The 10,096-nt window shown below is 42.8% G+C and carries 10 protein-coding genes and 1 pseudogene; 8 read left to right on the forward strand and 3 right to left on the reverse strand.

Annotated features, from left to right (window positions below; translation table 11 throughout):
- Positions 1 to 49: 49 nt before the first annotated feature.
- Positions 50 to 964, reverse strand: a complete 915-nt coding sequence (locus tag PG418_RS18570) for an IS3 family transposase (protein ID WP_055247390.1) — start codon at positions 962 to 964, stop codon at positions 50 to 52.
- Complete coding sequence (locus PG418_RS18575; RefSeq protein WP_055247392.1) at positions 961 to 1,245, reverse strand: transposase; 285 nt, start codon at positions 1,243 to 1,245, stop codon at positions 961 to 963. The genes PG418_RS18570 and PG418_RS18575 overlap by 4 nt, the downstream gene beginning before the upstream one ends.
- Positions 1,246 to 1,824: 579 nt before the next feature.
- Here PG418_RS18575 and PG418_RS18580 point away from each other — a divergent pair.
- The 4 genes from PG418_RS18580 to PG418_RS18595 all read left to right on the forward strand — a co-directional run bounded on the left by PG418_RS18580 (position 1,825) and on the right by PG418_RS18595 (position 5,657).
- On the forward strand, positions 1,825 to 2,136 hold the full coding sequence (locus tag PG418_RS18580) for a hypothetical protein (RefSeq protein ID WP_498837852.1): 312 nt from the start codon (positions 1,825 to 1,827) through the stop codon (positions 2,134 to 2,136).
- Positions 2,137 to 2,254: 118 nt separating this feature from the next.
- Positions 2,255 to 3,742, forward strand: a complete 1,488-nt coding sequence (locus PG418_RS18585; protein ID WP_368281646.1) for an RNA/DNA-binding domain-containing protein — start codon at positions 2,255 to 2,257, stop codon at positions 3,740 to 3,742.
- 71 nt (positions 3,743 to 3,813) lie between these two features.
- A complete protein-coding gene (locus tag PG418_RS18590) occupies positions 3,814 to 4,824 on the forward strand; it encodes an O-acetyl-ADP-ribose deacetylase (RefSeq protein WP_008370317.1) in 1,011 nt (336 codons plus the stop codon).
- A 170-nt stretch (positions 4,825 to 4,994) separates the two neighbouring features.
- A complete protein-coding gene (locus PG418_RS18595; protein ID WP_498837853.1) occupies positions 4,995 to 5,657 on the forward strand; it encodes a vWA domain-containing protein in 663 nt (220 codons plus the stop codon).
- Positions 5,658 to 5,721: 64 nt separating this feature from the next.
- On the opposite strand, the gene PG418_RS18600 is transcribed toward PG418_RS18595, so the two are convergent.
- Positions 5,722 to 7,575, reverse strand: a complete 1,854-nt coding sequence (locus tag PG418_RS18600; protein ID WP_498837854.1) for an ATP-binding response regulator — start codon at positions 7,573 to 7,575, stop codon at positions 5,722 to 5,724.
- Between the two features lie 483 nt (positions 7,576 to 8,058).
- Between PG418_RS18600 and PG418_RS18605 the strand changes: the two genes are divergently transcribed.
- The 4 genes and pseudogenes from PG418_RS18605 to PG418_RS18620 form a co-directional block, all read left to right on the forward strand.
- Positions 8,059 to 8,949, forward strand: a complete 891-nt coding sequence (locus PG418_RS18605) for a DUF6017 domain-containing protein (RefSeq protein WP_130870521.1) — start codon at positions 8,059 to 8,061, stop codon at positions 8,947 to 8,949.
- Between the two features lie 15 nt (positions 8,950 to 8,964).
- Positions 8,965 to 9,177, forward strand: a complete 213-nt coding sequence (locus PG418_RS18610; RefSeq protein WP_002574007.1) for a DUF5348 domain-containing protein — start codon at positions 8,965 to 8,967, stop codon at positions 9,175 to 9,177.
- Between the two features lie 105 nt (positions 9,178 to 9,282).
- Positions 9,283 to 9,759, forward strand: a complete 477-nt coding sequence (locus PG418_RS18615; protein WP_069988615.1) for a PcfB family protein — start codon at positions 9,283 to 9,285, stop codon at positions 9,757 to 9,759.
- A pseudogene (locus tag PG418_RS18620) lies at positions 9,756 to 10,052 on the forward strand (VirD4-like conjugal transfer protein, CD1115 family); the annotation flags it as partial. The gene PG418_RS18615 and the pseudogene PG418_RS18620, both read left to right, overlap by 4 nt.
- Positions 10,053 to 10,096 lie beyond the last annotated feature (44 nt).

The following is a 10,096-nucleotide window of genomic DNA, read 5'->3' on the forward strand; positions in this document are numbered from 1 at the left end:
TGGTCCTATGTCAAGATTTAGTACAAGTTAAAATGAGGTTTTCCCCATTTTAACCTGCCATCAGCAATTCGTGTTGTTGCACTCTACGATACAGTTCTTCATAATCATTTGGTGACATATAGTCGCAGTGACTATGAATCCGTTTTGTGTTGTAGAATGCCTCCAGATACTCGAATACCAATCGATATGCATGCCCATAATCGCAGATTTTGAAGCGATTTAACCATTCACGTTTAATCAGTGAATGAAATGATTCAATACAAGCATTATCCCATGGGTAAGCTTTTTTAGAGTAGCTACACTGCATATTTGCAGTAACACGTTTGTATTCATTAGATACATACTGGCTCCCGCGATCCGAGTGTAGAATCAATGGTTCTTCGATTTTTCGTCTTGCCTTAGCTTTATTTATTGTTTCAATCACGCAGGACACTTCCAGTGTATTAGATAGCGTCCAGGCAATGATTTTCCTGGAATATAAATCCATGATACTGGTTAGATAGACGAAGCCATCTATCGTCCAGATATAGGTGATATCAGAACACCAAACAGTATTTGGTCGTTCTGGATTAAACTGTTCATCTAGGATATTTTGAAGTTCGTTACTGAAGTCAGAATCTTTTGTGGTAATTGTCCATGGTTTTACCCATTGAGCCTTGATGCCCATTTGTTTCATATATTGCCCCACGGTACGCTCGGAAATGATTTCTCCTGCTTTACGTAATACTTGAGTAATTTTAGGAGCTCCATAATTCTGTTTAGATTCATCGTAAATATCCTTGATTTTGGCTTTTACTGCTTCACGACGCTTTTCAGCATTAGAAGGAACATGTTTCAGCCATGCATTATAACCAGCACGGGAAACGCCAAGTATTTTCAACATTCCGGAGACAGAAACACGGCGTTTAGCCTTACGGGCTGCTTCTGCCTTCTCAGCAACTTCGAGATAAATGGCTTCTGTCATTTTCCCAGAATGTTGATTGCTTTTTTTAATACATCGAGCGCATCTTGTGTATCACGTAGTTCACGCTTTAAACGTGCGATTTCTTTTGCTTCATCAGAAGCGTAGTTGCCAGAACCACGGTTTTCAATATCTCCTGTTTCGCGCAGTTCTTTTTGCCAGCGAGATAAAGACTGCTGACTGATTCCTAAGTTTAAAGCACAACCCTGCAGTCCTAAATCTCTGTGATCATGATAGTACTGGACTGCATCTATCTTGAATTGTTTATCATAATGCTTTGCCATAATGAGATCCTCCTTCAGTGCGATACATACATAGTATCATAAAATTAGTAATAAGGAATTCTCATTTTGACTTGTACTATTTATATTCTAGCACCAGTGTTCAGCATTTGATGAAAATGGTTTGTTTATTAGACCGTGACAAAGATAGGATAATCAAAGTTCTTGAGGGTTTGCCAAACTTGTTGAGGGTTCTTCATGAGGGGCTGGCTTTCGCCAGACTCTTTAGAGTAAAAGAATTATTCGGATGGATATGAAATCCCAGTCACTAAACTAATCAATCTTTTTCCTTTTGCCTAGAAACCCTCACGAAAGATTTTAAGCAAACAGCTGTTTTATAACATTGATGCGTTAAATGTAGCAATCAATCAAGGATGTAAAATAAGTGCAAAACTGCTGAAATATGGAGTTAATCAGGAATTAGAAGAAGTCATAAATAGCAATATTATTATTAGTCCATACGTTACTATTTGGGCTGAAGGGAATTACTATATCCTTGGAAAGAGGGAATATTCTGAAGAATTAGAACATTTTCGAATTGATCATTTAAAGGATATCACGATACTGGAAAGAGGCATTGATATGATCTTTGGCGGTTTAAATCCAGGTCAGTATGCCGAGAAAAAGATCTTTCAAAAAGGAGAATCAAAAGCATCCTACGAAATAGAATGTGCTTTCGGATTATGGCAGGAAATTGCTGAAACCTTCGGGAAAAATGCAACCGTATTAAAAAAGGATAAAGAAAATATTACAGTAAAAATTAATACAATACCATCCGTTATACATTCATGGGTAATGACTCACATCAATCAATGTGAAATTATTGGGCCTAAAAGTTTCCGGGACAAAATCCAAAATGAAATTATGGATGCGTATAGAAAATATTGTATGTAGTCCTGATATGTATAAAAATATACTTGATTAGTTTTCAAAAATACTTGATAATAGTACAACAATATGTTTTAGATCAGTAGATGAAATTTAAGCATTAATTATAGAATGAGGTGACCAAATGGAAATAAAAGAAGTACAATCCATTCTTACAATTGGTGAAACTGTAGCGGTTGAATTTAAACGCTGTGGAAATGGAATTGAAAATGATACCTATGAGACAGTTTGCTCATTTCTGAACAGATTTGGCGGAGACCTTTTCATGGGAATATTAGATGATGGGACTGTAGTAGGAATACCAGAAAAAGCAGCTCCTGATATGGTGAAAAACTTTATTAAGGTTATCAGCAATCCCACACTATTCTCACCAACGATATATTTGGTACCGGAAATTATAAAATATGATGAAAGTCATACGATCATTCATGTTCATATTCCGCCTAGTGCAGAGGTTCACAGCTTCAAAAAAGTCATCTATGACCGTGTGGATGATGCGGATGTAAAAATAACGTCTACCAGTGCAATTGCGCAGATGTATATTCGTAAGCAGAATATTTTTACAGAAAAGAAAATCTATCCTTATGCAAAAATGGAAGATTTGAGATTAGATCTGCTGCCAAAGATTCGTATTATGGCACAGAATCATGCAGGTGGTCAGCATCCCTGGACAACTATGGATGATCAGGAACTTTTGAAAAGTGCAGGATTATACGGCAGAGATATCGTTACCGGAGAAGAAGGATTCAATTTAGCAGCAATTATGCTGCTAGGAAAAGACGATGTAATTTTAAATGTTGCACCAACTTATGTGACGGATGCGCTTGTACGAAAAGTCAATGTGGACCGTTACGACGATCGGGAAATTATTAAGACAAATCTAATTGAAAGTTATAGCCAGCTCCTTGATTTTGGAAGAAAGAATTTGCCAGACAAGTTCTTCCTTGAAGATACAGTAAACAAAAGTCTCCGGAATACAATTATCAGAGAAATGATCAGTAATACGTTGATGCACCGTGAATTTACAAGCAGTTATACAGCAAAGTTTGTGATTGAGAAAGATCGAATGTATGTGGAAAATGCGAATCGTGCAACAAAGGAAGGCTTTATCACAGTAGATAATCTGGAACCAAATCCAAAGAATCCGCTTATAGCATCGTTTTTCAGGAATATCGGTTATGCTGACCAGCTTGGATCAGGTGTAAGAAAATTATTCAAATACAGCAAATATTATTCAGGGAAAGATCCTTTGTTTGTGGAAGACGATGTATTCCGGATTATTGTTCCATTGGATGATGCATATTCGTTTGATTATGGAATAGAAGCTGGAAGCAGTAAAGTAATTGAAAGTAATAATGCCGATAAAATGCCGATAAATGCCGATAAAATGCCGATAAATGCCGGTAAAACGCTGGTAAATAGTTTGTCGGCACAGCAAAATTCAATTATTCAATTTGCGAAAGAGACAGGATCGATTAAATCTCGGCAAGTAGAAGAATTACTTGGAGTAAAGCAACGTCGAGCAAGAAGAATTCTTGGAGAACTGGTCAATATGGGAATTTTGGAACGACAAGGTGCATATAAAAGCACTGTATATGTTTTGAAAAATTAAAAAAGGCACCTGCTTATCATTACTATAAAAGTAAAATCATCAAACACTAACCTAAAGGAGCACACCAACCCATGCCATTACAAATCGTCAGAAATGATATCACCAAAATGTCCGTAGACGCCATCGTCAATGCCGCAAATTCCTCCCTGCTCGGCGGCGGTGGAGTGGATGGCTGCATTCACCGTGCAGCAGGGCCAAAGCTTTTAGCAGAATGCCGCACATTAGGCGGCTGTCAGACCGGAGATGCAAAGATTACAAACGCCTATGATCTGCCTTGCAATTATGTCATTCACGCAGTAGGTCCTATTTGGAGAGGCGGACAGTTTCATGAGCGGGAGCTGCTTACTTCCTGCTATGAAAATTCCTTAGCACTTGCAAAAGAAAAACATTGTGAAACCATAGCATTTCCACTGATTTCTTCCGGAATTTACGGCTATCCGAAAGCTCAGGCGCTGAAGGTTGCAATCGACGCGATCAGCGCATTTCTTATGGAAAATGATATGACGGTATACATCGTCATTTTTGATAAAGCAGCTTATCGGATCAGCAGCAAACTGTTTTCTGATATTGCATCTTATATCGATGATCATTATGTAGAAACACACATTAACAAAACATCCGAAGCAATGAGGCGCCAGAAGCAGTTCCGGGAAATGGATCTCTGTGAAAGCATATCTTTACCAGAGCCATCAAATGTACCGTTAAGTAAGGCTGCAACTTTGGAAGATGCCTTGCAGCAAATGGATGAAAGCTTTTCTGAAATGCTGCTTCGGAAGATTGATGAAAGTGGAATGACCGATTCTCAGTGTTATAAGAAAGCCAATATTGACCGGAAATTATTTTCCAAGATTAAAAATGACAAGTACTACAAACCATCCAAACCGACTGTTCTTGCATTTGCGCTGGCACTTGAGCTTCCGCTTCCGGAAATTCAGGATATGCTGATGAAAGCAGGATTTGCCCTGTCTCATTCCAGCAAATTTGACGTAATCGTTGAATATTTTATCTTGAAGCAAAATTATAGTATTTACGAAATCAATGAAGCACTCTTTGCCTTTGATCAAAGTCTGATTGGAGGCTAAGAAGAAAATAGTTTGGCAATTTGGCACATAGCGTTGTTCACCTGATATGATTCTGTAGAAATTTTCTGATCCATAAAAAAGTGTCGCTTTTCATGCGACCATTTCCCCTGAAAATGGCAGTATCCTATAGTTACAAACAAAATAAGCCATTACTTAGGAGGAAATTTAGTATGAGAAAAAATCTGACAGAAGTTGTATTTATTTTAGATCGCAGCGGATCCATGAGCGGACTGGAAAAGGACACCATAGGCGGCTTCAATTCTATGATTGAAAAGCAGAAAAGAGAGGCAGGGCAGGCGCTGATTTCTACCGTGCTTTTTAACAATAACAGTAAAGTCCTTTATGACAGAGTAGAGGTGCAGAAGATTCCCTCTATGACAGAAGACGATTATTCTGTGTACGGCTGTACGGCTCTCCTGGATGCGATCGGCGGTGCTATCCATCACATTGGAAATGTCCACAAATATGCGCGCACGGAAGATGTACCGGAGCATACCGTTTTTATCATCATGACAGATGGTATGGAAAATGCAAGCCATATGTACAGCAGTGATAAAGTAAAGCAGATGATTCAGCGTCAGCAGGAAAAATATGGATGGGAATTTCTCTTTCTTGGCGCAAATATTGATGCGATTGAAACAGCCAGTCATTTTGGAATTGACGCAGATAAAGCTGCCAATTATCAATGTGACTGCGAAGGAACTGCATTGAATTATGAAGTATTAAATGATGCCATATCTGCTGTTCGGTGCAATGCAGCGCTTGATTCTAGTTGGAAAAAGCGGATTGATAAAGATTACAAAAAACGCGGACAACATAGCCGCGTAGATTAATGAAACACACAAAGAGCAGAGGATGAACTTTTCAAAGTTCTTTCCCTGCTCTTTCCACATTCATTTATTCCATCACTTCTCCGATCACCTTCATCATTTCATCCACCCGGAACGGTTTCATAATAAACCCATCCATCCCAGCATCCAGCGCATGTTTCCGGTCTTCCTCAAATGCATTTGCAGTCATGGCAATGATTGGAATCTGTGCCTTCTTCACATCTGCAAGCTGACGGATTTTCTGTGTCGCTTCGTATCCATTCATCCGTGGCATCTGTACATCCATCAGGATAAACTGATATGTGCCTGCTTCCTTATCTTGAATTTCTTCCACACAGGCGCATCCATCCGGAACCCAGTTCACAAGAACCCCTTTATTTTTCAAAACTTCCATGGCAATTTCTGCATTTAATTCATTATCTTCCACCAAAAGTACATGCATTCCGTCAAGACCTATTTTGTATTCCTTTGCTTTATCTGATTGATGAAGCTGATTTTCCGTTGCAATCCGAAGGGGAAGTGAAATCTGTATTTTGGTTCCCTGACCGGAATTACTTTGGATTATCACATCACCATGCATCAGATCTACCAGTTTCTTCACAATCGCAAGTCCAAGCCCTGTTCCTTCAGTCTTGCTCTCGGTAGAAGTTCGCTCTCTTTCAAATGCCTCAAACGCATGTTTCTGAAATTCTTCAGTCATACCGATTCCGGTATCCTTTATCGTGAATTTGTATTCGGCAAATCCAGGTGCGATCATTCTCTGGACGCAGCTAAATGTGATCGTTCCTCCCGCTGGGGTAAATTTAACTGCATTATTCAGTACATTTACCAGTACCTGCTGCAGTTTTGTCGCATCACACCATACCAGTGGATTCTCTATTTGATCCTCAACTTTGAAATCAATCATTCCCTTTTGGATGCTGTATTCGAGCATCATTTTCAGATTTTCTTCCATTTGCTTCAGGTCAGTTACCATCTCCACAATTTCTGCCTTTCCACTTTCGATTTTAGACAGATCCAACACATCATTGATGATCTTCAGAAGAATCTCACCAGATGCCTGAATTTTGGAAATTGCATTTTTTACAATTTCTTCATCATCCGGATGTTCTGCAATGATATCAGAAAATCCAATGATCGCATTCATCGGGGTACGGATATCATGGGACATATTTGCAAGGAAAGCATTCTTTACCTCACCGGCTACTTTCGCTTTCCGTGTCGATTCTTTTTCCAGTTCCAATGCTTTGGACAGTCTTTTCCGGTGTTCAAACTCCATCTGATCTTGCTGGTGCTCCACCATGAACAGGTAGGAGAGCAGTGCTCCGATTACCAGGCAGTACGGTTGGAACGGATATGCCCCATAAAGTGGAATGATATAGGTATTTGCCAGAATTCCGATCAGTGGGACTGCTGAAAACAGTGCCGATTTTATGAGATATCTGACACCCTTTGTATTGTTCATGAATAAAATAAAGAATGTCTGTGCAAATGTATAAACGTAATAAAACAGATTGAGTACGGCAAACACTCCGAAAAATGTACCGCGTATATAGGTCCGGTTCCGTGAAAATCTCCAGACAATTCCCGTCGGAACTGAGAGAAGCACCATCAGAACCAGGAGAATGAACGGAATCATTTCCGCAAATCTTTGCTTCTTTGAACGGTTAATCCCCATATAACTCTGCATAAACAAATGCCACACATATGGCATGATTACATAAACCAGATAAAAGAAAAACACAACCAGCTTAAACTGCAAAAAGTTTCCTGACTTACCTAAGAGTTCTTTCATAAACAATGCATCCATTAACACATAAAGCTCTACCATGCCAATAAAGATCATCGTATATTTTTTACTCGGGCTCCATGTAATATAATACCGGATCCTTAAAAAGATGATCGTCAGTATTATCATCATAAATATTGCGTTGCTCAAATAAATACTACTCATTAACCGTGGTGCCATAAGAAAACATGAAAAAACCCAGTAAAATCAATGTTTTTTAGGGCAGCGGAAAACGGGGCAGGTCAAAACAACTGAATAATCAGACAGAAACAGGGTGTTGTCAAGCATGACAGCGCCCTTTTCTGTTCCCCGGCCAAGCCGCAGATTTTGAAAAAAGTCTGCGGCTTTTCTTTTTGCCCAAAAGCAGAAAGGAGGCGACGGCCTATGTACTTCACTTCCGGCAGCGATCGGGCCTTTGAACAGCTCATGCAGGGCAAGCCCGGTTTTGACCACTACGACAGCGGCGAGGCGGTCACGCCGGAGGACTGCGGCACCTGCCGCTTTTATCGCCCGCACTGGAAATATCAATTCTGCGTCTATGCGGAATGTCCCTACCAGCCGGGCAAGCTGACCGCCTACGACGCGGTGACATTTCGAGTGAAAGGAGTTGAGAATATGGCAGTATTTCGTGTAGAGCGTAACAAGGGCTACACGGTGATGTCCAATCACCACCTGCGGAACAAGGACTTATCCCTGAAAGCCAAGGGCCTGTTATCGCAAATGCTCTCCCTGCCGGAAGATTGGGACTATACGCTGAAAGGTTTGTCCCTTATCAACCGGGAGCAGATCGACGCGATCCGGGCCGCAATCCGGGAGCTGGAACAGGCCGGGTACATCGTCCGATCCCGTGAGCGCGACAGCCAAGGGCGCTTGCGCGGCGCGGACTATGTGATCTATGAACAGCCCCAGCCTGTGCCGGATTCACCTACGTTGGAAAATCCAATGTTGGATAATCCAACGCAGGAAAAGCCTACGTTGGGAAAACCAACGCAATTAAATAAAGATATATCAAGTAAAGAAAAATCAATTACTGATGTATCAATTACCGATCCCATTCCTATCCTTTCCCGACCCTCTCCTTTGGAGGACGAGGCGGCACAGCCGCCGGAACGGAAAGGAACGGAAGCGAAATCACAGAGCGCCATAGAGATTTATCGTCAAATCATCATGGACAACATTGAGTACGAACACCTTTGCCAGCACGTCAAGGGCATTGACCGGGAAACGCTGGACGAGATTGTGGACTTGCTGGTGGAAACCGTATGCAGCGCCCGCAAGACCATCCGCATTGCCGGGGACGATTACCCGGCAGAGCTGGTGAAATCCAAGTTTATGAAACTGGACAGCTCTCACATCGAGTTTGTCTTTGACTGTTTGAGCAAGAACACTTCGGAAATCCGCAACATCAAGAAATACCTGCTGGCTATGCTGTTCAATGCGCCCAGCACGATCAACGGTTACTATGCCGCGCTGGTGGCCCATGACATGAACACCGGCAAAATCTGAAAGGAGGACGGCCCTATGAAACAGGGTGCATTGATTTTCGACGAGCGCAGCGACCGTTACGACATTCGCTTTGATCTGGCGGACTACTACGGCGGCCTGCACTGTGGGGAAACCTTTGATGTGATGGTGGGCGGCAGGTGGAAGCCCACCCGCATTGAGTACGGGGCCAACTGGTATCTGGTTGGCATCCGTGCCGACGATCTTTCCGGCCTGCGGGTGAGGATTTAATCGGGGACAACCGGCGCAAGCGGCTGTCCCTTTTCTGTTTCCTGCGGCGGCTGACGGTGCCACCTTAACCGTCCCGCCGCACTTCTGCGAAAGGAGGGATAGCGATTGCAGGAGGAAGTAACCCAAAAGACAATAGCCTTTTCCATCAAATCGGCCAAGCTGACAATCCAAGTGCTGCAAGCGGCGGCCCGCAAGTTTCTGGAAACCCAAAACAAGGGCAAGACCAAGCTGCACCACGGCCAGCAGAGCCTAAAGCAGCTCAAAAAGCACGGGGCGGCCCTGTCCAATATCGAGATCACCGACGCCAACATTGGACTGTTTAAGCCCTGCGCCAAGAAATACGGCGTGGACTTCACGCTGCGGAAAGACGCCACTACCCAGCCCCCGCACTACATCGTGATTTTCAAGGCCAAGGACGCCGACAACATGGAACAGGCGTTCAAGGAGTTCACGGCCAAGAAGTTGCAGCGGGAGGAACGGCCCTCGATCCGCAAGGATATTGCCGCAAGCAAGGAAAAGGCAGCAGCCCGCAACGCTGACCGGGCCAAGGAAAAATTCAAAGAAAGGGGGCTGTCACGATGAAGCCGGAAATGAAAAAACTGATAATCGCCAATCTGCCCTATCTGCTGTTTGTCTATCTGTTCGGCAAGCTGGGGCAGGCGTACCGGCTGGCGGAGGGCATCGACCTTTCCCAAAAGCTCCTGCACTTTGCGGATGGCTGCGCGGCGGCCTTTGAAAGTGCCGCCCCCAGCTTCCACCCCACTGACCTGCTGATCGGCGTCGCTGGTGCTGCGGCGCTGCGGCTTATGGTGTACTGCAAAGGCAAGAACGCCAAGAAATACCGCAAAGGCGTGGAATATGGCAGCGCCCGATGGAGTGCATAATCTTAACTGTAAACAACGACTTTATGGACGCAGGA

Origin of the sequence: Bariatricus sp. TF06-38A, from assembly GCF_027690675.1 — a bacterium.
GTDB classification, from domain to species: domain Bacteria; phylum Bacillota; class Clostridia; order Lachnospirales; family Lachnospiraceae; genus Allocoprococcus; species Allocoprococcus comes.